Source organism: Actinomadura spongiicola (assembly GCF_003432485.1).
GTDB lineage: Bacteria > Actinomycetota > Actinomycetes > Streptosporangiales > Streptosporangiaceae > Spirillospora > Spirillospora spongiicola.
The window spans coordinates 277,342-299,771 of record NZ_QVNQ01000007.1 but is presented as its reverse complement, the minus strand read 5'-3'; the positions used below and the strand labels follow the sequence as shown (position 1 = coordinate 299,771).

20 protein-coding genes are annotated in these 22,430 nt (G+C 70.2%); 11 read left to right on the top strand and 9 right to left on the bottom strand.

Going from position 1 to position 22,430, the window contains the following annotated elements; all coding sequences use genetic code 11:
* The first annotated feature begins 38 nt into the window (after positions 1 to 38).
* A complete protein-coding gene (locus D0T12_RS23370; RefSeq protein WP_117401814.1) occupies positions 39 to 3,014 on the top strand; it encodes a DEAD/DEAH box helicase in 2,976 nt (991 codons plus the stop codon).
* Positions 3,015 to 3,084: 70 nt separating this feature from the next.
* Here the strand turns inward: D0T12_RS23370 and D0T12_RS23365 are convergent, their stop codons facing one another.
* The 3 genes from D0T12_RS23365 to D0T12_RS23355 all read right to left on the bottom strand — a co-directional run bounded on the left by D0T12_RS23365 (position 3,085) and on the right by D0T12_RS23355 (position 5,404).
* Positions 3,085 to 4,143, bottom strand: coding sequence for an amidohydrolase family protein (locus tag D0T12_RS23365; RefSeq protein WP_158581609.1), 1,059 nt, complete (start codon positions 4,141 to 4,143; stop codon positions 3,085 to 3,087).
* 137 nt (positions 4,144 to 4,280) lie between these two features.
* Positions 4,281 to 4,634 carry an amidohydrolase family protein gene (locus D0T12_RS23360; protein WP_117401812.1) on the bottom strand — a complete coding sequence of 118 codons (354 nt, stop codon included), beginning with the start codon at positions 4,632 to 4,634 and terminating at the stop codon, positions 4,281 to 4,283.
* Complete coding sequence (locus D0T12_RS23355) at positions 4,634 to 5,404, bottom strand: uracil-DNA glycosylase family protein (RefSeq protein WP_117401811.1); 771 nt, start codon at positions 5,402 to 5,404, stop codon at positions 4,634 to 4,636. The genes D0T12_RS23360 and D0T12_RS23355 overlap by 1 nt, the downstream gene beginning before the upstream one ends.
* A gap of 357 nt (positions 5,405 to 5,761) precedes the next feature.
* Here D0T12_RS23355 and D0T12_RS23350 point away from each other — a divergent pair, with 357 nt between their 5' ends.
* Positions 5,762 to 6,109, top strand: a complete 348-nt coding sequence (locus D0T12_RS23350) for a hypothetical protein (protein ID WP_117401810.1) — start codon at positions 5,762 to 5,764, stop codon at positions 6,107 to 6,109.
* A gap of 189 nt (positions 6,110 to 6,298) precedes the next feature.
* The gene (locus D0T12_RS23345) at positions 6,299 to 7,624 is read left to right on the top strand and encodes a sulfite oxidase (protein WP_117401809.1); all 1,326 of its coding nucleotides are present in this window, start codon (positions 6,299 to 6,301) and stop codon (positions 7,622 to 7,624) included.
* Here the strand turns inward: D0T12_RS23345 and D0T12_RS23340 are convergent.
* Positions 7,587 to 9,077 (bottom strand): aldehyde dehydrogenase family protein, encoded by a 1,491-nt coding sequence (locus D0T12_RS23340; protein WP_117401808.1) that lies wholly within the window; start codon positions 9,075 to 9,077, stop codon positions 7,587 to 7,589. The genes D0T12_RS23345 and D0T12_RS23340 overlap by 38 nt on opposite strands.
* A gap of 119 nt (positions 9,078 to 9,196) precedes the next feature.
* Between D0T12_RS23340 and D0T12_RS23335 the strand changes: the two genes are divergently transcribed.
* From D0T12_RS23335 to D0T12_RS23315, 4 genes are all read left to right on the top strand, one after another.
* Complete coding sequence (locus D0T12_RS23335; protein WP_233526242.1) at positions 9,197 to 10,030, top strand: IclR family transcriptional regulator; 834 nt, start codon at positions 9,197 to 9,199, stop codon at positions 10,028 to 10,030.
* Between the two features lie 253 nt (positions 10,031 to 10,283).
* The gene (locus D0T12_RS23325) at positions 10,284 to 11,618 is read left to right on the top strand and encodes an amidase (protein ID WP_117401807.1); all 1,335 of its coding nucleotides are present in this window, start codon (positions 10,284 to 10,286) and stop codon (positions 11,616 to 11,618) included.
* The gene (locus tag D0T12_RS23320) at positions 11,615 to 12,730 is read left to right on the top strand and encodes an NAD(P)-dependent alcohol dehydrogenase (protein ID WP_117401806.1); all 1,116 of its coding nucleotides are present in this window, start codon (positions 11,615 to 11,617) and stop codon (positions 12,728 to 12,730) included. Before D0T12_RS23325 ends, D0T12_RS23320 begins: the two co-directional genes overlap by 4 nt.
* Positions 12,731 to 12,770: 40 nt before the next feature.
* Positions 12,771 to 14,234: a benzaldehyde dehydrogenase gene (locus D0T12_RS23315; RefSeq protein WP_117401805.1), complete on the top strand. Its 1,464-nt coding sequence runs from the start codon at positions 12,771 to 12,773 to the stop codon at positions 14,232 to 14,234.
* A gap of 59 nt (positions 14,235 to 14,293) precedes the next feature.
* Here the strand turns inward: D0T12_RS23315 and D0T12_RS23310 are convergent, their stop codons facing one another.
* Positions 14,294 to 15,157, bottom strand: a complete 864-nt coding sequence (locus D0T12_RS23310; RefSeq protein WP_117401804.1) for a helix-turn-helix domain-containing protein — start codon at positions 15,155 to 15,157, stop codon at positions 14,294 to 14,296.
* A 146-nt stretch (positions 15,158 to 15,303) separates the two neighbouring features.
* Between D0T12_RS23310 and D0T12_RS23305 the strand changes: the two genes are divergently transcribed.
* Complete coding sequence (locus tag D0T12_RS23305; protein WP_117401803.1) at positions 15,304 to 15,636, top strand: Atu4866 domain-containing protein; 333 nt, start codon at positions 15,304 to 15,306, stop codon at positions 15,634 to 15,636.
* A 6-nt stretch (positions 15,637 to 15,642) separates the two neighbouring features.
* Positions 15,643 to 16,593 (top strand): aldo/keto reductase, encoded by a 951-nt coding sequence (locus D0T12_RS23300; RefSeq protein ID WP_117401802.1) that lies wholly within the window; start codon positions 15,643 to 15,645, stop codon positions 16,591 to 16,593.
* A gap of 48 nt (positions 16,594 to 16,641) precedes the next feature.
* On the opposite strand, the gene D0T12_RS23295 is transcribed toward D0T12_RS23300, so the two are convergent.
* The 3 genes from D0T12_RS23295 to D0T12_RS23285 form a co-directional block, all read right to left on the bottom strand.
* Positions 16,642 to 17,319, bottom strand: coding sequence for a peptidylprolyl isomerase (locus D0T12_RS23295; protein WP_117401801.1), 678 nt, complete (start codon positions 17,317 to 17,319; stop codon positions 16,642 to 16,644).
* 132 nt (positions 17,320 to 17,451) lie between these two features.
* Complete coding sequence (locus tag D0T12_RS23290; RefSeq protein WP_117401800.1) at positions 17,452 to 18,459, bottom strand: alpha/beta fold hydrolase; 1,008 nt, start codon at positions 18,457 to 18,459, stop codon at positions 17,452 to 17,454.
* Between the two features lie 48 nt (positions 18,460 to 18,507).
* Positions 18,508 to 19,557, bottom strand: coding sequence for a substrate-binding domain-containing protein (locus D0T12_RS23285; protein WP_117401799.1), 1,050 nt, complete (start codon positions 19,555 to 19,557; stop codon positions 18,508 to 18,510).
* A 65-nt stretch (positions 19,558 to 19,622) separates the two neighbouring features.
* Here D0T12_RS23285 and D0T12_RS23280 point away from each other — a divergent pair, with 65 nt between their 5' ends.
* Complete coding sequence (locus D0T12_RS23280) at positions 19,623 to 20,060, top strand: MarR family winged helix-turn-helix transcriptional regulator (RefSeq protein ID WP_199487640.1); 438 nt, start codon at positions 19,623 to 19,625, stop codon at positions 20,058 to 20,060.
* A gap of 56 nt (positions 20,061 to 20,116) precedes the next feature.
* Here D0T12_RS23280 and D0T12_RS23275 read toward each other — a convergent pair whose 3' ends face one another.
* Positions 20,117 to 20,953, bottom strand: a complete 837-nt coding sequence (locus D0T12_RS23275; RefSeq protein ID WP_233526241.1) for an N-acetylmuramoyl-L-alanine amidase — start codon at positions 20,951 to 20,953, stop codon at positions 20,117 to 20,119.
* A gap of 481 nt (positions 20,954 to 21,434) precedes the next feature.
* On the opposite strand from D0T12_RS23275, the gene D0T12_RS23270 reads away from it, so the two are divergent.
* Positions 21,435 to 22,382 carry a chitinase gene (locus D0T12_RS23270; protein WP_199487639.1) on the top strand — a complete coding sequence of 316 codons (948 nt, stop codon included), beginning with the start codon at positions 21,435 to 21,437 and terminating at the stop codon, positions 22,380 to 22,382.
* Positions 22,383 to 22,430 lie beyond the last annotated feature (48 nt).

The window sequence follows — 22,430 nt, the reverse complement described above, 5'->3', positions numbered from 1 at the left end:
CAGACTAGCGATGGCGCGCTGTCCAGCGGGGGGTATCCGTGCGGCTTGAGGGGCTGAAGGCGGGTTTGCGGATCGAGGGCCTCGTTCCCGATGAGGTGTTCACCGTCATCGCCGTGCAATGGCACGGCACGAACGCGCTCGAGTTGACCTACAAGACGACGGCAGGATCTCTCGGTCAGCGGGTCGTCTTCCGCAAGGACGAATCCAGGCTCCGCGTCGCGCGATCCGGCAGCCGCGCCTTCGACGCACCCGCATCGGACTTCAAGCTGGCGGCGGAGGCGCAACGTATCAACCTGGCAGGGCTGTTCGACCCGATGCTGGCTGTCGCCACCAGCGACGTACGACCGTTGCCGCACCAGATCCGTGCGGTGTACGGCGAACTGCTACCGCGTTCGCCGCTGCGTTTCCTGCTCGCAGATGACCCGGGTGCCGGAAAAACAATCATGGGCGGGCTCTACATCAAGGAGTTGATCCTGCGCGGCGACGTGGAGCGGTGTCTGGTGGTCGCGCCGGGCGGGCTGGTCGAACAGTGGCAGGACGAGTTGTTCTTCAAGTTCGGCCTTCACTTCGACCTGCTGACCAATCAATATGCCGACGCCAACATCAATCGCAACGTTTTCGAGACCGCCCCACTCCTCATCGCACGAATGGACCAACTCTCCCGCAACGAACGCCTGCAGGCAGAGCTGAGGGAGACCGAATGGGACCTGGTGATCGTTGACGAGGCACATCGTATGGGCGCCCATTACTTCGGCGGCAAGCTGGAGAAGACCAAGCGCTTCCAGCTCGGCGAGTCGCTCGGGGAGCTCACTCGCCACTTTCTGCTGATGACCGCGACCCCGCACCCGGGCAAGGAGGAAGACTTCCAACTCTTTCTCACCCTGTTGGACCGCGACAGGTTCGCAGGCCGAGGCAAGGGCTCCGCGGACACCGGTGGAATCATGCGCCGCATGATCAAAGAGGATTTGCTCACTTTCGACGGCAGAAGGCTCTTCCCCGAGCGGATCGCAGAGACCGTCCCTTATGAACTCACCGCACTGGAGTACGCACTCTACGACCAGGTGACCTCCTACGTTCGTGAGGGAATGAACCGGGCCGAGCGAATCGGCGACAAGCGCAAGAACACCGTCGGATTCGCGCTGACGGTCCTCCAGCGACGTCTCGCTTCAAGCCCCGAGGCCATCTACCAGAGCCTCGTCCGTAGATCGAAGCGATTGGAGCGCAAGAAGCAGGAGGTTCTGAACGGCACCTACCGAGAGTTCCAACCGACGGTCGATCTGGTAGGTCTGGACGCCGACGAGTTCAACGCCGAGCAGATCGAGGAACTCGAAGAGGAACTGCTCGACTCCGCGACCGCGGCACAGACGGTCGCGGAACTCGACCGTGAACTGCGAGAGCTCGCCGAGTTGACCTCGGTCGCCGAACGTGTCCGCGCCCTCGGCACCGATCGCAAGTGGACGGAACTGTCCACGATCCTCCGGGACAATGTTCTGACCACGGACGTGGACGGCAAACCCCGAAAGCTCATCATCTTCACCGAACATCGCGACACCCTCGACTATCTGACGGCGCGAATCGGCTCGCTGATCGGCCACCCCGAGGCCGTCACGGCCATTCACGGCGGCGTACGCCGGGACGAGCGCCGCCGGATCACCGAGGAGTTCACGAAGAATCCCGCCTGCCGGATTCTCGTCGCCACCGACGCCGCGGGTGAGGGATTGAACCTTCAGGCGGCACACCTGATGGTCAACTACGACCTCCCCTGGAACCCCAACCGCATCGAGCAGCGGTTCGGCCGTATCCACCGCATCGGCCAGGAGCACGTCTGCCGCCTGTGGAACCTCGTCGCCTCCAACACCCGTGAGGGTGAGGTCTTCATCCGACTCCTGAAGAAGATCGATGAGCAGCGCAGGGCGTACGGCGGCAAGGTCTTCGACGTCCTCGGTGAGGCCTTCACCGACACCCCGCTCCGCATTCTTCTCATGCAGGCCGTCCAGTACGGCGAGCGCCCCGAAGTGAAGGCCAGGATGCACGAGGTCATCGACCACTCGGTCGGCGACGGGCTCAAGGATCTGCTCGACGAGCGTGCGCTGGCGTCCGAACACCTGACCGAGGCCGATCTCGCCGCGTTGCGCACCGCGATGGACGATGCCCGCGCCCGCAGGCTCCAGCCGACCTACGTCGAGGCGGCCTTCAAGGAGGCGTTCACCAGACTCGGCGGCCGTATCGTTCACCGCGGCCATGGCCACTACGAGATCGCAAGCGTGCCGGCCCATATCCGAGCCGCCAAGAGCGCCCCCATCGCCGCTCGCTACGACCGCGTTACCTTCGACCTTTCCCGCATCCCGTCCAATGCCGCGAAACGCGCCGATCTCCTCGCGCCCGGGCACCCGCTCCATGACGCCGTCATGGAGGAGACCATCCGCCGGTTCGGCGGTGCGTTGAACTCCGGCACCGTCCTGGTCTCCTCGAAGCTCAAGGAGCCGCATCTGCTGGTCGGGGTCATCGAGGAGGTGGCCGACGCCACCGGCGCGTCCGTCGCCCGGCGCTTCGGGTACGCCTACGTCGACAGCCACGGCACCGTGACCCCCGCCGGCCCGGCACCGTATCTGGATTGCGCCGCTCCCGACGCACCGGCGGCCGTCACCACCGCAAGGACACCGCCGTGGCTGGCGGACGCCGAGGACAGGGCCATTACCTGGATCGTCTCGCACCGGCTACCCGAGTACCTCGCCGACGTCCGGTCCCGGCGTGCGGCCGAACTCGCGAAGACACGGGCACTCGTCACCAGTCGACTCGAAGGCGAACGCGACCGTCTCATCGCCGACGCCGTTCTGGCGGCCGGGAAAGAGCGGGCCGGAGAGAGGCCCAAGGAATCGGCTGAGAGTCTCAACCGCAAGGCGGTCGAACTCGACCAGCGACTGCGGAATCGCCTGGAACTCCTCGATCGGCAAGCCTCGATGTCCGCCAAGCCGCCGCTCATCCTCACCGCGGCGCTCGTCCTTCCCGCCTGAGGTCCAAGCCCGCACGTTTGGCGGGGCGATTCTCCGGGAGCCTCGGCGTCGGTTCTCGCTGCCCGCTGGGTCAGGTGTAGTAGGGGGCCAGGTGTTGGAGGTCGGGGATGGCGCTTCGGGTTATGGCGGCGAAGTAGTTCTCGTCGTGGGTTAGGGAGTCGAGTGGTGGGATTGCCAGGTCGGGTGGGATTTGGCCGGGGGCGAAGGTGGTCAGGTCGCCGTCCGGCATGTCGCCGAACAGGCGGAGGGGGGTGCCGGGGGCGTCTAGAGGGCCGGGCCAGGCGGCGAGGGTGCGTTGGGACTCGTGCCAGGCCGTTGTCGGGTCGGCGCGGACTCTTGCGAGTTCGTTTTCGACGTCGGGCCAGGTTAGGTGGGCGTCGGGGCGGTTCGGTCGGCGGACCGTGACGTGGCGTTGGGTTCCGGCCACGGTGATCGAGTCGGTGTCGGTGGCCTTGACGGCGGTCATGAGTTCGGGGGTTCCGTAGTAGGGATGGCCGCGGACCAGGACCAGGTGGACGTGCCGTTCGGTCGCGTTGATCAAGTTGCGGTAGGGGTCGTCGGACGGGTTGTGCCTTTCGAGGACGAGCAGGTCGGCGGCGGAGCCGGGGCTTAGGCGGCCGATCTGTGGGCCCCAGGCGGTCGCGAGCGCGTCGCCGGGGTTGGCGGTGACCATGTCGCACAGGTCGCGGTCGGTGAAGCGGCCGTCGAGGACGTGCCGGTTGACGATGTCGGCGACCTTGAGTTCGCCGAGGACGTGTTTGGTACCTGATGGAGACCAGTCGGAGCCGAGCGCAATGCGCAGGCCCTTGCGGTCTGCTTCGAGCACGTTGGTGGTCTGGTGGTAGAGCCAGAGGTTGGAGAACGGTGACCAGACGACCGTGCCCTTCTCGGTGGGGTCGATCGACGCGACGGCGTCGCGCCATTTCTTGAAGTCGGAGGCGGTCAGGGCGGTGCCGTGCACGCCGATCAGGCCAGGTTTGAGGCATGGTTCGAGGTCGTCGAACTCGCGGTGGACGGTCGAGCCGGTGACGCCCTCGGCGACGTGGTAGATGAGGACGCGGGTGCCGTCCAGCAGCGGCGCCCGTTCGTCGCGGAGTTCGTCGGCGTCGAGTTGGAGGGCGGCGGTCATCACCATGTCGGTGCCGAGGGGGAGCTTCTCGTTGTCGATGATCCGCAGCAGCCAGCCGTCGACGGAGCGGGTGGAACGTGGGGCGCCCTGGATGGCCGTGGTTCCGCCGACCAGCGCCTTGACCTCGACGTATTTGATCAGAGCTCGGGGGCGGCCTGGCCGAGGACCCTGGCGGGCCAGGTGACGGTGGTGGAGTAGTCGGGTGGGCGCCGCTCGTCGACCCAGCGGTCGTGGTGCAGGTAGGGGACGCCGACCGCCTCCCACAGCGGGAGCGTGTTGTAGGCGATGTGGTTGTGGAGGTCGATCAGGCCGGGGAGGATCAGCGCTTCGGTGTCGACGTGGGGCGCGTCCGAGAAGCCGGCGGGTGGTCGCTGTGTGGGGGTTCGCAGTGCGGCCAGGCGGCCGTCGTCGCCGATGTACACGGCTCCGGGGTCGAGGATCCGGTGGTCGTCGTCGAACGTGACGACCGTCCCGTGGAGGACGAGCGCCATCAGGTCACCGGGGCCTTCCAGATCAGTGTGTGCTCGTCGTCTGGTCTGGGACGGCTGACGGAGTTCTGCGCGTTGCCCGGTCGTGCGCGCACCCAGGCGTCGTCGCCGAGGAACGTGGGCGCGCCGAACGGCAGGTCACTGCGTGGGATGGGGCTGTAGTCGGATTCCTCGAACTCGTTTCCGTAGTTGGGACCGGTGTTGTCGCCGTCATCGTCCGGGGTGACGATCGGACGCAGCCGGGTGATGGCGTCGCGCCAGGCCTTCAGCAGCTCGTCCGACTCGTGGCTCGAGGGGTGGGGGACCTCGACGAGCGACGCCGGAGGGCGGGACGTCCACAGCCGTACGGCTTCCCGGGCCATGAACCCCATCGCGATGATCGCCTGCAACGACGTGCCGACCGCCCGGTCGAAGACCGCGTTGCGCCACCGAAGTTGCTCGGGGTCGTCGAGCCGGTCCTTCATGGCGAGGGCCTGACCCGGATGCACCGCGTAGGCCCACGCGTTCAGGCAGACGTAGGAGCGGGTCAGCCCGAGTTTGGCGAGGAAGCCCTGCACGCGCTGGCCCGCGTTGCCGACGAGGCTGCGCCCGGCGATCCGCTCGGTCGGCCCGGGGTCGGACGCCACGACCAGCACGCGGGCCGAGCCGTCGAGCCGGCCACGGTAGAAGATCGGCCCCCAGTCGGTCCAGTACGCCGACTCGACGGGCGGGTCCGGCACCCGCGCGAACAGTTCGGCGAGCTGCTCCGTCGGCCCACGGTCGAATTCCCGCATGTGCTTTCTCCCCCGTGAAATACGCGCGCAGGTTTCGCCGAGATCGCCTACTTCCGCACCGGTGAATACCCTTCTGTGCCGCTCATACGCAGGGGGGATGTGTGTCGGTGTCGAGAACTGGTGTGGATTTGTGGAGTGGTTGGAGTTTCTGGTGGCGGCGCTGTCCGAGAGTGTCCGAGCGGCTGCCGAACGCGTCCGATCGTGGCGTCGGACGGCCGCCTGACGTCCGGGATCGGGTCCTGCGCGGACGGATGCGGACGGGTCTGTCCGCAGCCCTGTTGGACACCTTCACACCTGGGATCTCCTCGTCTCACGGCGCCCGTCAGGTGCGCCGCCAAAAGAACCAAGGAGATTCAAATGACGGGCAATACGTCTACTCACAAACTGCGGCGCAATCTCGCGGCGGCGACGGTCGCCGCACTGCCACTTCTCGCGATGGCGCCCTCCGCCGCCGCGATACCGCAGGAAAGCGCCACGGCCGAAAAGACTCTCACGTGCCGCACGGACACCGACGGCTACTGGGGTCACGCGCACTGCACCAACAACGGCAACGTGGTGCGCGGCTTCCGCGCCAGTGTGGTCTGCGGGGGATGGCCGGACGCCACCGGCGCGTGGCGGACGCTGAACCCCGGCCAGTCCGGTCTCTCGAGCGCTCGCTGCTTCGGCGGCACGGGCGTCGGCAGCGTCACCTGGGAAGAAGGGTGATCTACCGATAGCGGGGGCTGGAGCGGGCGTCGTCGTCGTTCATGGTCGGAGTAGCGGCCACCCGATGACGGCGTCCGCTCCACGGTCGTGACGCCCCGGCTGTCTGCTTCAACACCGACGTTCTCCTTGCCCCGACCGGCACCTGGGGCTAAATTCCTAGTTAATCGGTAGAATATGGGGGAATATCGGATGGACGAGGACGAGCTGACCACCGAAGCCCACTACGACCGGACACGGATGCGGCAGTGGCTCGCCTCCGGCGACGTCCGGGACCGTCGAAACCTGCTGCGCGCGCTGGCCTTCACCGGCGGCGCGGCCGCGACGTGGCACTGGTCGCGGCCCGGAGCCGCCCAGGCGGCCTCCCGGTTCGTGGCGGACGGCCCGATCGTCAAACCCCTGCCCCCTGAGCTGTTCATCGTCCACGGGTCCAACGCCGAGATGCGCTGGGAGGCCATGCGCGGCCAGGGCCTGTACGTCCCGAACGACCGGTTCTTCGTCCGCAACCACACGCGCACCCCGCGGATCGACGTCCGCACCTGGCGGCTGCGCCTGTACGGCACGGGCCTGCGCGGCGCGCCCTCGGTCGAGCGGCCCGTGACGTTCCGGTACGAGGACCTGCGACGTCTGCCCGCCGTGACGGTGAGCGCCGCCGTGGAGTGCGCCGGGAACGGGCGCTCGTTCTTCGACGTCCAGCAGGGGCAGCGCGCGGAGGGCACACCCTGGCGGCTCGGCGGGGTCGGGGTGGCGCGCTGGCGCGGGGTGCGGCTCGCGACCGTGCTGGAACGCGCCGGGCTCCTGCGCTCGGCGGTGGACGTCCTCCCCCAGGGCCTGGACCCGACGGTCGTCAGCGGAGGCGTCGACCTCGGCCGCGTCCGGCGCCCGCTGCCGGTCGCGAAGGCGCTCGAGGACGCGCTGCTCGTCTACGAGATGAACGGCGAGACGCTGCCGCCCGACCACGGCTTCCCGGTGCGCCTGCTGGTGCCCGGATGGGTCGGAATCGCGTCGGTGAAGTGGCTCGGGTCCATCGAGGTCGCCGACCATCCGCTGTTCTCCCCGTGGAACACCCAGTCCTATCGGTTCTTCGGTCCCGACTACCCGCCGGAGGGGAGCGAGCCGCTGACCGGGCAGGTCGCCAAGAGCGCCTTCGAGCTGCCGTGGCCCGCCACCGTCCGCGCCGGACGTCCGCTGGTGCTGCGCGGCCGCTCCTGGGCCCCCGGCCGGCACGTCGGGAAGGTGGAGGTCAGCACCGACGGCGGCGCGACCTGGCGGCACGCCCGGCTGCTGGGGCGGGAGCGGGGCTGGCGCCGGTGGGAGATCGACTGGCGTCCGCGCCGGACCGGGTCCACGACGCTGCTGGCCCGGGTCACCGACTCGGCCGGAACGGTCCAGCCCGAGCGGACGACCTTCAACACGTTCGGTTACCTGTTCGGGGCCGTCGTGCGCCATCCCGTCCAGGTCGTGGAGGACGTGCCGGGGGTCAGAGGGGGAAGTCGCGGTCCTGGTCGCGGACGGTGATCCACTGGAGTTCGCAGAACTCCTCGGCCGCGAACTCGAGTCCGAACCGTCCCCACCCCGTGTCCTTGACCCCGCCGAACGGCATGTGCGGCTCGTCGTTGACGGGCTGGTCGTTGACGTGGACGATGCCGACGTCGAGCGAGGAGGCCAGGCGGAGGCCCCGTGAACGGTCACCGGTGATGACCGAGGCGACGAGGCCCAGGTCGGAGGTGTTGGCGCGGGCCACGGCCCGCTCGGCCGAGTCGACCGTCTCCAGGACCACGACCGGGCCGAAGGTCTCGCCCTGCGCGATCTCGGCCTCGTCCGGGACGTCGGCGAGGACGGTGGCCGGATAGCACGGCGGCCGGGGCACGCCGCCCGCCAGCACGCGGGCGCCCAGCTCGACCGCCTCCCGAACCCGGCGGTCGAGCAGGGCGAGGGCCCACTCGTTGATCACCGGGCCCACGACGGTGGCCGGATCGGACGGGTCGCCGGTCGGCAGTGCCGCCGCCCTGGCCGCGAACCGTTCGGCGAACTCCTCGGCCAGCGGGCGTTCGACGTAGACGCGCCGGGCGCACATGCACACCTGACCCTGGTGGACGAACGCGCCGTACGTGGCGGCGTTCACGGCGTAGTCGAGATCGGCGTCACCCGCGACGATGAGCGGGTTCTGGCCGCTGAGCTGGAGGACCATCCGCTTCAGGTGCCGGCCGGCCTTCTCGGCGAGGCGGCGGCCGGTCGCGGTGGAGCCCGTGAAGTTGATCCGTTTCACCAGCGGGCTCGACAGCAGCGCGTCGCCGATCCCGCCCGCCTCGCCGGGCGCGTGGGTGACGACGTTGAGCGCCCCGGCGGGCAGACCGGCCTCGTGGAGGATCTCCGCCCAGAGCGCGCCGCCGGTGTGAGGGGCGTCCTCGGACGGTTTCAGCACCACGGTGTTGCCGAGCGCGAGCGGCCCGATGATCGCCCGTCCGGCGAGGGTGAGGGAGGCGTTCCAGGGGGCGATCGCCGCGACCACGCCCACGGGACGCCGCACGGCCATGGCGCGGGTGCCCTCGACGTCCGACGGCAGCAGCTCCCCCGCGGGCCGGTAGGCGAGCTGGGCGGCCTGGCGGAGCAGCCGGGTCGCGAAGTCGAGTTGCACGCCGCCGAAGACGCGGCCGCAGCCGGTCTCCGCGGCCAGGGCGGCGAGGACCTCGTCGTGGCGGCGTTCCAGGATGTCGGCCGCGCGGAGGAAGACCCGCTGCCGCCGGTGCGGCAGCGTCCCGGCCCACCCGTCGAACGCGGAGTGGGCGGCGGTCACGGCGCGGTCGGCGTCCTCGACGTCACCCGCGGCGACCTCGCTGAGCGTCTCCCCCGACCAGGGGGAACGGTTCAGGTACGAGCGTCCGGAGGCCGACTCCGTCCAGTCGCCACCGATGAAGTGCCCGACGCGTGGTCTGCGCCAGCCGTTCCCGGTGGGCTCCGTTTCGGACATGGGGCTCGTTTCTCCTCGCTCGCTCTCGTCGGCTCCGACTCTGAAAGACTGCCATCACGGGGCCGTCCACGATCAGAGCGTTCCGATTATTGGAACGATGACGACGTATTCTGATCATTGTGAGCGAGAATCCCGTCCAGCGCCGTGGTCGCGCGGCGACCGACCCGTCCTTCTCCGCCTCGCTGGAGCGCGGGCTGCGCGTCCTGTCCGCCTTCACCGGCGAGCGGTCGGTGCTGGGGGTCGCCGACCTCGCCCGCGCGGTGGGGCTCAACAAGAGCACGACGCACCGCTACGTCGCCACGCTGACCAGACTTGAGTACCTCCAGCAGGATCCGGAGACGAGGAAGTACCTCCTCGGCCCGCGTGCGATGAGCCTCGGCTTCGCGGCGATCGACTCCATGGAGCTGACGAGGCTCGCCGGTCCCCCGCTCCAGGCGCTCGCCGACGAGACCGGCTTCACGGCCAGCATGGGGTTGAGCGACGGACCCGACGTCGTCTACGTGGACCGTAGGCGCAGCGGGCGGCGCAGCGCGCTGGCCGTCGACCTCAACCTGCACGTGGGGTCGCGGCTGCCCGCGTACTGCACGTCGATGGGCAAGGCGCTGCTGGCGCACAAGGACGCGGCGGAGCTGCGGCAGATCCTCGACCGCACCGACATGGCGCGCCGGGGACCGAAGACGATCACGAACCGCGAGCAGCTCACGGCGGCGCTGGCCCGGATCCGCGAGTACGGTGTCGCGGTCAACGACGAGGAGCTCGCGCCGGGCCTGCGGTCGTTCGCGGCGCCGGTGCGCGACCGGTGCGGGACGGTCGTCGCGGCGGTCAACGTGGCCGTCCACCTGACGGTCGCGCCCACCACGGTCGAGGCGCTGGCCGGACGCGTCGAACCGCCCCTACGGCACGCCGTCGCCGAGATCTCCAAGCGCCTCGGCTACCGCCCCACCTCCGCCTGAGTTCCAAATGCCAAAATCGCGTTCCAACCATCGGAACATGTCCTTGCTCCGCTGATTTCCCCCCGACTACGGTCGTCATCGTGGTGATCGGCGGATGCGGGATCCGCTGGGAGCCCGCGTTCCTGGTGTCTCGTTCTCCTGGGCGCCGTCGGCCCCGCGGTGGCATCGTGGCTGCCGGGCGGGCTGTGGGGCATGGTACGGGGAAGGACCGATGTGAGCCTGTACCCCGTCGGCGACCACGTGCGGAGGCCCGATGTCCTCGGCTGAGCCAGAATCGCCGGTCGACCTGACCGAGCGGATGCTCGCCGCGATCGAGGCGACCGAACCGCGGCTGAACGCCTACGCCACCGTGACGGCCGACGCGGCCCGAGCCCGCGCCGCCGAACTCGCCGCCGAAGTGGAGAGCGGTGTCCGGCGCGGCCCCCTCCACGGCTTCCCCGTTGGCGTCAAGGACCTGATCGACACGGCCGGTGTCCCCACCGCCTACGGGTCGCCCCGCTTCACCGGCCACGTCCCCGCGCGGGACGCGGAGGCCGTGCGGCGCCTTCGGGACGCGGGCGCCGTGATCCTCGGCAAGCACACCACCCATGAGCTGGCCTGGGGCGGGCGCACCGACAGCCCGTTCTTCGGGCCCACCCACAACCCGTACCGGCGGGGGCACGTTCCCGGCGGCTCGTCCGGCGGATCGGCGGCGTCCGTCGTCGCGGGCAGTTCCCTGGGGGCGGTCGGCTCCGACACGGCGGGCAGCGTGCGCATTCCCGCCGCGCTGAGCGGCTGCGTCGGGTTCAAGCCGACCCGCGGCCGGATCCCGCTCGACGGGGTGCTGCCGCTCGCCCCGTCCCTGGACCACCTCGGTGTGCTCGCGCGCACGGTGGACGACGCCGCGCTGCTGGCGTCCGCGCTCACCGCGACGCCGCTCACCGGGACCCCGGCCGGTTCTCCGGCGCCACGGGTGGGGTGGCTCGGCGGCTGGTTCGACGCGGTCCTGGCGCCCGAGGTGCGCGCGGCCCTCGCCGACGTCCGCGCCCGGTTGGAGGAGCACGGCGTCCAGGTCGAGGACGTCGTCGTCCCCGACGAGCCGCGCATGCCGGAGGCGGTGCTGAACAGGATCCTCGCCGAGGCGGGCGCCTACCACCGGGACGCGTTCGAACAGAACCCCACCCTGTTCGGCCCGGACATCGCCGAGCTGATGCGCCTACCACCGCGCACCGCCGAGGACGCCGCGCAGGACGAAGCCGCCATAGCCCGCACGGTCGCGTTCCTGACGGAGGCGCTCGCCTCCCACGACGTGCTGGCCGGGGCCACGGTGCCGATCACGGCGCCGCCGATCGGCGCGATGACCGTCGAGGTCGCGGGCCGCGAGTGGCCCGTCGAGCCGGTGCTGACCCGGCTCACCTCGCTGTTCAACGCCGCCGGGGTGCCCGCGGTCTCGGTGCCGGTGGCGCTCGCCGACGGCCTGCCCGTCGGGCTCCAGCTCGCCGGGGCCGCGGGACGCGACGACGCCGTCCTCGACGCGGCCCGGCTCGTCGAACGCCTGGTCCCGCGGCCGCGCCGTCCGGACCTCGTCCAGGGGAGGAACCCGTCATGAGAGTGAGCGCCGCCGTCGTCGACGAGCTGGGCGGCCCGTTCCGCGTGGAGGAACTCGAACTCGACGAGCCCGGCCCCGGTGAGGCCCTGGTTCGGGTGGTCGCCTCGGGGATCTGCCACACCGACGAGATCACCCGGCACGGCGACCTGCCGATGCCGTTCCCAGGCGTGCTCGGCCACGAGGGCGCGGGCGTCGTCGAGGCCGTCGGCGACGGGGTCACCGCCGTGCGGCCGGGCGACCACGTCGTCATCGGCTGGCCGTCCTGCGGGTCGTGCCGCAACTGCCGCGACGGCGAGCCCCGCTACTGCGCCCGGCTCGGCGAGGCCCTGTGCGGGGGCGGGCGGCTGCTCGGCCCGCGCGCCGGGCAGAGCGCGCTGCGGCGCGGCGACGGCTCGTCCGTGCACAGCCACTTCTTCGGCCAGTCGTCGTTCTCCACCTACGCGCTGACCTGGGCGGAAGCCCTGGTCGTGGTGCCCGACACGGCCCCGCTGGAGATGCTCGGCCCGCTGGCCTGCGGGATCTCCACCGGCGCCGGCGCGGTGTTCCACACCCTCCGGCCGCGTCCCGGAGCGAGCCTCGTCGTGTACGGCGTCGGCGCGGTCGGCCTGGCCGCCGTCATGGCCGCCCGGCTGTCGCCCGCCACGACGATCATCGCCGTGGACCGGCACCCGTCCCGGCTCGCGCTGGCCGCCGAGTTCGGCGCCACGCACACCGTCCAGGCCGGCGAGACCGACCCGGTGGCGGAGGTGCGCCGGATCTGCGGCGGCCCCGCCGACCACGCGCTGGAGTGCACCGGCGTGATCGACGTGGTGCGGCAGGCCGCCGACAGCGTCGGGATGCTCGGCACCTGCGTGCTCATCGGCGGCGCGCCCGCAGGGGCGGAGTTCGCCCTCGACCATCTGGACACGCTGTGGGGCAAGCGGATCGTCGGCACGCTCGGCGGCGGCGGACGCGGCCAGGTCCTCATCGGCACCCTGGTCGAACTGAACCGCCAGGGCCGGTTCCCGTTCGACCGGCTGGTGCGCTTCTACGAGCTGCCCGACATCGAACAGGCGCTCGACGACAGCCGCCGCGGTGAGGTGCTGAAACCGGTCCTGCGCATGAAGCACTGAAAGACCCTTGAGACACGACAGAGAGAAGGAGGACCGACCCGTGGGACTGCTCGACAGCGTCGACTGGCAAGGAAAGATCTTCAAGGACGGTGCGTGGACGGCGGGACGCGGCGGCGACTACGCCGTGGTCGAGCCCGCCACCGGCGCCGAACTCGGCCGGATGGGGCAGGCGACGCCCGAGGACGTCGCCGAGGCCGCCGCCAGCGCCGCGCGGGCGCAGCGGGAGTGGGCCGCCCTGCCGCACACCGCCCGCGCCGCGGTTCTCCGGCGGGCCGGTGACCTGTGGCAGAAGCACGCCGAGGAGATCAGCGGCTGGAACATCCGCGAGGTCGGAGCCGTCCCGCCGGTGGCCGGGTTCGGCCTGCACGTGGCGGCCGAGGAGTGTTACGAGGCGGCGGCCCTGCCCGCCCGCGCGATCGGCGAGGTCCTGCCCTCGGAGGAGCCGCGGCTGTCCATGGCGCGCCGGATGCCCGCCGGTGTCGTCGCGGTGATCTCGCCGTTCAACATGCCCATCATCCTCGGCATCCGGTCGGTGGCCCCGGCGCTCGCGCTCGGCAACGCCGTCCTCCTCAAGCCCGACCCGCGCACCGCGGTCACGGGCGGCGCCCTGATGGTCCGGCTGTTCGAGGAGGCGGGGCTGCCGCCGGGCGTCCTGCACCTGCTGCCCGGCGGCGCGGACGTCGGCGAGGCGCTCATCACCGACCCGAACGTCCGGGTCATCTCCTTCACCGGCTCCACCCCGGTCGGCCGCCGCATCGGTGAGCTGGCGGGCAAACACCTCAAGCGCGCCCATCTGGAGCTCGGCGGCAACTCCGCCCTCCTGGTGCTGGACGACGCCGACGTGGACGCGGCGGTGAACCTGGCCACCTGGGGTTCGTTCTTCCACCAGGGCCAGATCTGCATGACCACCGGCCGTCACCTCGTCGCCGACGGTCTCTACGACGACTTCGTCGAACGCCTCGCCGCCAGGGCGGGCGGGCTCGTGGTCGGCGACCCCGCCGCGGGCGAGGTCGCGCTCGGCCCCGTCATCGACGCCGGCCAGCGCGACAAGATCCACGGCCTGGTCTCCACCAGCGTCGACCAGGGCGCGAAACTGGCCTCCGGCGGGACCTACGAGCAGCTCTTCTACCGGCCGACGGTGCTGGCCGACATCCCGTTGACCGCGCCCGCGTTCGCCGAGGAGGTCTTCGGCCCGGTCGCCCCTGTCACCCGCGTGTCGTCGGTCGAGCAGGCGGTGGAGCTCGCCGCCGCCAGCGAGTACGGCCTGTCGCTCGGCATCGTGACCCGGGACGCCATGCGCGGTCTGGCCGTCGCCGAGCAGATCCCGACGGGCATCGTCCACATCAACGACCAGACGGTCAACGACGAGGCCAACGTGCCGTTCGGCGGCGTCCGGGCCTCCGGCACCGGTTCCCGCTTCGGCGGCGCCGCCGCGAACATCGAGGCCTTCACCGAGACCCGCTGGATCACCATGCGAGGCGAACCCGCCCACTATCCGCTCTGACCTCGCGCCGAGCGCGTGGGCGTGGCGGCAGCGGTCCGGCTACGCCCACGCGGGTTCGCTCAGTGCCCGGGGGCGCGTTCGGCGTGGTCCGGGCTGTCGGCGCTCCAGCTCGACAAGAAGGTGAGCGCTTCCTCCGATGCGGAACCCGCCTCGGCGGTGTAGGTGACGAGGACCTGGTCGGGATCCGACGGCAGCCGTAGCGCCTCGTAGTCGAGGACGAGGTCGCCGACGACCGGGTGGCGCAGGCGCTTGCGGCCGTGGCTCTTGTCGTGCACCTCGTGGCTCGCCCACCAGTGCCGGAACTCCTCGCTCGTCACCGACAACTCGCCGACCAGCGCGATCAGGTCGGGGTCGGCGGGATGGGCACCGGCGCGCATGCGCAGGTACGACACCGTCTCACGCGCCTTGACGGTCCAGTCGTCGAACAGGTCCCGAATCTCCTGTTCCTGAAAGATCATGCGGGCCCAGTTCCGCCGTTCCGGGGCACGCGCCGCGAAGTCGGTGTACAGCAGGCAGGCAAGACGGTTCCAGGCGAGGACGTCGACACGGCGGCCGACCACATACGCCGGGACGTTCACGCTCACGTCGAGGAGCCGTTGCAGCCCGGGACGCACCCGCTCGGGACGGGACGTTCGCCGCCGCGCGGAAACGGGCCTGGCGATGGCGCGCAGGTACGTGTGCTCGTCGTCGTCCAGCCGCAACGCCCGCGCGACGGCGTCGAGCACGGCGGACGAGACGTTCCGCGCACGGCCCTGTTCGAGCCTGACGTAGTAGTCGACGCTGACTCCCGCGAGGCCGGCCAGCTCCTCCCTGCGCAGCCCGGGTACCCGGCGTCGTCCGAAGTCCGGAAGTCCGACGTCCTCGGGCCGCAGGCGAGCCCGCCTGGACCGAAGGAACTCACCGAGTTCGGTTCGCTGGTCCATGAGGTCATTGTCGCCTCGTTCCCGTCCCGTTGCCTGTTCCTGTCAGACCCAGGAAACGCAGAGCCCTGGGTACTTCCCACCGCGCGTCCCACGATGAAGGCCCGCGACTGACCGGAACCACGGCGAAGGGGGCCCATGTGTCCAGGATGTTCTCGCTCGGCGTCGGCACGGCGCTCGCCGCCACGGCGCTGTTCACTGCCACAGCATGTGCAGACGAGGAGAACCGTCCCGCGGCGGCATCCCGCACCGGCACGCTGGTGGGCACCTGGGGAAGCGACGACGGGACGCTGCGCCTGGCGTTGAACGCCGACGGCACGTTCGTCGAGGACTTCAACGGCCGGAAGGCCGCCTACGCCGGAAAGTACACGGTCAGTGGCTCGACGCTGACGCTCAACGACAAGACCGGCGTCACCGCCAACGGGACGATCAACGGCGCCTCGATCTCCCTCAGCGGATCGACGCTCACCAGGAAGGGATAGCGGAACATGCAACAACGGACTCTTGGATCGAGCGGCCTGACCGTGGGGGCCATCGGCCTCGGCTGCATGGGGATGAGCTTCGCCTACGACCCGGCCACCCGCGACGACGAGGAGTCGATCCGCGTGATCAACGCGGCCATCGACGAGGGCGTCACACTGATCGACACGGCCGACGTCTACGGCCCGTTCACCAACGAGGAACTGGTCGGCCGCGCCCTGCGCGGCCGGCGCGACGAGGTGGTGCTCGCCAGCAAGTGCGGGCTGGTGGTGCGGAACGGGGAGATCACACCGATCGGCCGGCCCGACCACATCCGCGCCGCGGTCGAGGGATCGCTGCGGCGGCTGAACGTCGACGTCATCGACCTCTACCAGCTTCACCGGGTGGATCCGGACGTCCCCGTCGAGGACAGCTGGGGTGCCATGGGGGAACTCGTCGCCGACGGCAAGGTCCGTCACCTCGGCATATCCGAGGCGACGGTGGACCAGCTCGCCGCCGCGCACTCCATCCACCCGATCGCCGCCGTGCAGAGCGAGCTGTCGCTGTGGAGCCGGGACGAGCTCAGCGAGGTCCTGCCCTGGTGCCGGGAGCACGACGCCGCGTTCATCGCGTACTCGCCGCTCGGCCGCGGTTTCCTCACCGGCGCGCTGACCAGCGTCGACCAGCTCGAAGCCGATGACTGGCGCCGGGGCAACCCGCGTTTCCAGGCGAAGTCGATCGAGCGGAACCGGGGGATCGTCACCGCCATCGCCGACGTCGCGCGGGACCGGAACGCGACCCCCGCCCAGGTGGCGCTGGCCTGGGTGCTCGCCCTCGGCGAGGACATCGTGCCGATCCCGGGCACCAGGCGCCTGACCCGGCTCAAGGAGAACCTCGCCGCCGCCGACCTGCACCTGACCGCCGCGAACCTGGAGGCGCTGGCCACCCTCGCCGACCATGTCACCGGCGACCGCTACTGACCTCGGTATTGCCCGGTGAACCGGCACCAGGTGCCTGCGGGCCCGGGGTCAGCCGCGCACGGACACGCGGTGAATCTTGACCGGTTCGGTGGGCTCCCCGTCGTTGGGCCCGTTCGGGCCAGGGGTGATCCCGCCCTTCACGATCCGGTCGAGGACGGAAAGGCCCCGGGTCACCTTGCCCAGGACCGTATAGGCGGGCGGGATGTCGGCCCGGGAGTGGACGAGGAAGAACTGACTGCCGTTGGTGTCCGGTCCCCAGTTGCCCATGGCGACCGTCCCGCGCGGGTAGGTCTCCTTGCCGGTGAGCTCGTCGTCGAACTCGTAGCCGGGGCCGCCCTCCTCCGCGGCGAAGATGTCACCGCACTGGAGGACGCCGAGCCGAGGCGAGTTCGTCAACCGCCAGCACCGGGTGCGGTCGTAGAACCCCTGCCGGGCCAGGCTCTCGAAGTTGTGCACGGCGCACGGGGCGTTCCGCCGGTCCATCTCGATGGCGACGTCGCCGAAGTTGGTGTCCAGGACGACGTGCACGTCACCACGGGCGGGCGCCGTGGGCCGGGGCAGCCGCACCGCCTTCGCGGGCGGCTTCTCCGGCGTCGGCCTGAACTCGCACCGGGCCTTGTGCCCGCCACCGGCGGGGGCCGCGGGCGCCGCCTGGGCGGTGCCCGCGGGGACGAGCGCGGCGGCGAGAACGACGGCGAGGGCGGTGACGGTCCAACGCGGTCTCATGCCGCCACCGTAGTGATCGACTCGCCACCGGAGTAGTGGCAAAAACCGACGAACCCCGTGAACCATGGGACCGGCGTCCGCTTGCGGCCGCGCGGAAGGCCGCAAGGCGGAAGCCGCCGACGCCCATCGGTGTCAGGTCGCGAGGAGCTCCTTCAGGGCGGTGTCGATGAAGGTGGTGTCCTCGGCGTTGATGCCGTTGCCCGCGAAGTGGCCCCAGACCCCGGGGATGACGCGGAGTTCGGCGTTCGGGATGTGCTGGACGGCCCACGCCTCGTCCTCGGGCGGGAAGTACAGGTCCTTCTCGGCGGGCATGACGATCGCCCGGGCCTTGATGGACGCGAGCGCGGCCTTGGTGTCGCCGTTGAAGCCCGGGGTGCGGCCGACGTCGGCGTTCTGCCACGTCCACAGCATGGTGAGCAGGTTGTTGGGGTCGCGGTCGTCGAGGAAGAACCCCTCCCAGAAGCCGACGAGGAAGTCTTCGAGGGAGCTGAAACCGAGCCGTTCGTAGAGGCGGTCCCAGTAGAACGCCTGCGAGAAACCCCAGCCTGCGTAGACGCGGGCGGCGGCGCGCAGTCCCTTGGTGGGCATGCTGGTGTACCAGCCGTTCTGGAACGCGTCGTCGGCGGTGAGCGCGGCCTTCACGCCTTCGAGGAACACCTTGTTGTGGTAGCTGCATCGGGACGAGCCGCAGAACGGGGCGATGCGCTCCACCATCTCGGGGTGGCTGACGGCCCACTGGTAGGTCTGGCCCGCGCCCATGGACCACCCCAGGACGAGGGGCAGCCGTTCGATGCCGAAGTGTTCGGTGACGAGGCGGTACTGGGCCTCGACGTTGTCGTACATGGTGACGTTCGGGAAGCGACCACGGTCGTAGGGGGGCGGGGTGTTGCTGGGCGAGCTGGACAGGCCGTTGCCGAGCATGTTCGGCACGATGATGAAGTACCGGGACGGGTCCAGGGCCATGCCCTCGCCGATGAGCCACTCGTTGTCCTGGTGGCGGCCCGAGTACCAGGTGGGATAGACGATCGCGTTGCTCTTGTCGGCCGCCAGCTCACCGTAGGTCTCGTAGGTGAGCTGGGCGCCGCGCAGGGTCGCGCCGCCTTGCAGGACGAAGTCGCCCAGTTCGAATGTCGTGGCCATGAGCCCCCCTTAAGTTTCCGCTGAAAATATTTCTTCTGGAATCAATGGTCAAGGGGTGAGCTGGTACAACACGTCGAACTCCAGCCCGTCGGCGGCGGCGAGGAAGACCTTCTGCCGCAGATGCCGGTCGCGGACCTCGACGGGACCGCGCGGGCCGTCGTAGCCGAGCCCCTCCGAGGCGGCCGTCATCGCGCGGACGTCCGGCTCGCCCCCGCTGCGGCGGAACAGCTCGGCGAGCAGCCGCACCCCCTCGTAGCAGGACTCCCCCATGCTGTTGAGCGGCGGCGCCTGCGGGCCGAAGCGCCGGTGGTAGCGGGCGCCGAAGTCCAGGCCGTCGCCGGTCGGCAGCGTCTCGAAGAACCCCGCGGCGGAGAACAGGCCCCGGGTGCCCTCCACACCCGAGGCGAGCAGCATGTTCTCGTCCATCAGCGGGCTGAAGCGCAGCTGCGACAGCCCGGACGCGCCGAACGCGCGGTTGAAGGCCACGGCGTCGTCCCCGACCAGGAGCATGAGGACGGCCTCGCAGCCGTTCGCGTCGATCCGGCGCAGCGGCTCCGAGAAGTCCTGTGTCCCGAGCCGGACATAGATCTCGTCGCACAGGACGGCGCCCAGTTCGGCCAGGTACGACCGGACGGCGCGGGCGGTGCCGCGCGGCCACACGTAGTCGTCGCCGACGATCGTCCACCGCCGGACGCCGAGTTCCGACGACAGCCAGCCCAGCGCCGGACGCAGCTGCCCCTCGGGCGTCTCGCCGGTGAGGAAGACGCCAGGCGAGCGCTCGCCGCCCTCGTAGAGCGCGGTGTAGACGTACGGGACGCGGCCCGCGACCCGCGGGACGATCCGCTGCCGGACGGTCGAGACGTGCCAGCCCGTGACCGCCTGCACGGCACCGGAGGCGACCAGCTCGCCGACCTCGTCGGCCACCCGGTCGGGCGGCGCGCCGCCGTCGACGACGGTGAGCCGCAGCCGGCGGCCGTGCACGCCGTCCTCGGCGTTGATCTCCTCCTCGGCGAGCCGAGCGCACAGCTCCGCGGAGGGTCCGAAGAGTCCCGCGGGCCCCTGGCGCGGCACCACCAGGGCGACGCCCAAGTCGTCCATAACCTGGACGTTAGTGGATCCTCGACCAAAATAGTTTCGAAGAGACGGTAATCTTAGGTCTCGCGATGACTACAACAGGTATGGCGCAGGACGAGCTGGACCTGCCGAGGGTGCTCGCGCGGGTCGAACGCGGCATCGCGGCCCGGCTCGGCACGGCGCTCAAGACGGCCGGCTCCACCGTCGAGGAATGGCGCGTGATCTCCCTGCTCTCCGACGGCGCCGGGCACACGATGACCGAGATAGCCGAGTTCGCGCTGCTCCCGGCGCCGACCCTCACCAAGGTGGTCGACCGTCTGGTGTCGGCGGGGCTGGTGTTCCGGCGGGTGGACGACGCCGACCGCCGCAGGGTGCTGGCGTTCCTGTCCGAACACGGCCGCGAGACGCTGGGCAGACTGACGACCGCGATCGAGGACGAGTGGCGGCGCGTGCAGGACGCGGTGGGCCGGGAGGAGCTGGCGCTGCTCCAGGTCCTGCTCACCCGGATGTCCGCGCGGCTCGCCTGACCCCCCGCCGGAGCGACTGGTACGCGCAGAATATTTCTCTGCGGAACCATTGTGGTTCACCGGAGGTAGCTTCCGAGCCCGGTGGCCAGGCCCTCGGCCGCGCGCTGCCGGAACGACGCGCTGGACAGCTTCGCCGCGTCGCCCGGGTTCTGCATGTTGCCGCACTCGACGAACACGGCCGGGACCGTGGACATGTTCAGACCGCCGAGGTCGTCCCGCCGGTCCAGCGCGTTCTCCCCGCGGTAGGTCGAGTAAGGCATCCCGGTGCCGGAACGGTATCCGTCCCGGATCTCTATACCGAGCCGGTGGGACGGCTCGACGATCGACGCGTTCCGGCCCACCGGGGCGGGTTCGATGACATGGAACCCGTGCCCGGACGTGGGCGCCCCGTCGGCGTGGATCGACACGACGGCGGCGGCGCGAGCCCGGTTGCCGATGGCCGCCCGCTGCGTGATGCACGGACCGACCCCGGTGTCGTTCTCGCGGGTCAACGTCACCTTGGCGCCCTGCCGCCGGAGCACGCCCGCCAGCCGCCTACCCACGTCCCAGGCGAAGGCGTGCTCGCTGTAACCGTCCCGGGTGCTGGTGCCGACCGTGTTGCACGGCTTGTAACCGTTCCCGACGAACACCCGCTTGTTGATCACCTCCGGGTGGTCGGCGTTCCCGCCGTTGTGACCCGGGTCGATGACGATGACCTTCCCCTTCACCGCGGAGCCGCCCGTCGCGGTGGGCGCGGGCGTGGACGCGGGCGTGGACGTGGGCGTGGACGTGGGTGCGCCGCCCGTCGTCGCGGGCGGCGACTCCCCGTCGTCGGAACCGTCGCCGCACGCGGCCAGCATCACCAGACACAGCCCGGTACCGGCGACCGCGGGCAGGAATCCATGAATCCGCACCGGCCATCCCCCCGTGACAGCTCGCGCATCCCCTCCCACAATCTGCACGTCCGGGAGCCGCCTAAACAATGACCGCCCGCCGCCATCGCGCAGGTCGTACACCGTCGAGCGTCCCGGACCATCGTCGGTCGCCATGAGGACACCGCAGAAACCCGGCGATGCCGGACGCCGATGAACGCCTTCGAACGATCTTGCCGACAGAAAGGCACGACCATCGGCGAGAAGTGCCGACATTCTTTGGACGGGCGCGTGGTTCGGTCCATTAGCTGGGCTGGCTTGGGACGTCTGTTCGGTACGGGGGTTGCCGGGCGGCGTCGGTCTGGTTACGGTTCAGTCGATTAACAGGAAAGTTTCCTAAAGATTCGAGGTCACATCTGTGCCCCGATCGCCCCCCGCCAAGGTCACTTCGCCATGTCGCTTCACCATGCATCTCGGGGTTCGGGGTCTCCCACGTGTCCACACCTCCCACCCGGAGTAAGAAATGAGAAGACTGCTCCCAGGCGTCCTGATCACCGCGCTCTGCTCCCTCGTCGCGGCCCTGCTCGTCCCGGGCTCGGCGAACGCGGCCCCCTCGGCGGACGTCACCAAGCACGCCGCGCCCTACCTCTACATGGGTTGGGGCAACCCGCCGGACCCGGTCACCGTGATGAACGCGTCCGGGACCAAGATGTTCACGATGGCCTTCATCCTGGCCCAGAACGGCTGTAACCCGGCGTGGGACAGCCAGCGTCCGCTCAAGGGCAGCGTGGACGACCGGACGATCGAGAAGATCCGCGCGGCCGGCGGTGACATCATGCCGTCGATCGGCGGCTGGTCCGGCAACAAGCTCGGCCCGAACTGCCAGACGCCCGAGGCCCTCGCAGGCGCGTACCAGAAGGTCATCGACGCCTACAAGCTCAAGGCCATCGACATCGACATCGAGAACAAGGACGAGTTCGAGAGCGCGGCCGTCCAGGACCGGATCCTCGGCGCCCTGAAGATCGTCGAGCAGAAGAACCCCGGCATTCAGACGATCATGACGTTCCCGACCCTCAACACCGGCCCGAACTCCTGGGGCAAGCGCCTCATCGACCGCGCGGCCGAGTTGCAGGTCCCCGTGGACGTGTGGACGATCATGCCGTTCAACTTCAGCGGCCACTCGGACATGTACGGCTACACCGTCAAGTCGTCCGAGGGCCTCAAGGAGACGCTGAAGTCGGCGTTCAAGTGGTCGGACGAGGTCGCCTACTCCCACATGGGCATCTCCGGCATGAACGGAAAGTCCGACGTCGGGGAGATCACCACCACGGCGATCTGGACCCAGATCCGCGACTGGTCCAAGGCCAAGGGCCTGTCCCGCTTCACGTTCTGGGCGGTCAACCGTGACCGTCCGGGCAGCGGCACCGACCAGCAGAACTGGGAATTCTCCAAGATCACTGCCGGTTTCTGACCAACCCCCAGGCGGCCCGCGTCCCAGCTCCGGGGACGCGGGCCGCGC